Here is a 255-nt window from a genome sequence, read left to right as displayed (position 1 = left end):
GTCAATCCAAAGGTGATGGCTGTTCGAGCATCTGCGGCAACCGTATGAATCTTGGTGTTCCATCCTCCGCGGGACTTGCCGACGGCCTGCGGGCCGTTTTTTTTAATGCACCCGTGCCATCGGGATGGACCTTGACGCTGGTGGAGTCCAGCGAGACTGCTTCGATTTTGATGCGCACGATCTGGGATTTCTGCAATTGGGCGAACATCCGGTCCAGCACACCCGCCTTGGCCCAACGGTTCATGCGTGTGTAGA

The 255-nt window shown here is 56.9% G+C and carries 1 pseudogene; it reads right to left on the bottom strand.

The annotated features are described in order from the left end of the window. Positions 1 to 255 (bottom strand): annotated as a pseudogene (locus ABS769_RS22785) (IS5-like element ISCARN85 family transposase); the annotation flags it as partial.

It is taken from the genome of Xanthomonas hortorum (assembly GCF_040279205.1).
Classification (GTDB): Bacteria; Pseudomonadota; Gammaproteobacteria; order Xanthomonadales; family Xanthomonadaceae; genus Xanthomonas; species Xanthomonas hortorum_F.
This window is presented reverse-complemented; position numbering and strand designations above follow the sequence as displayed.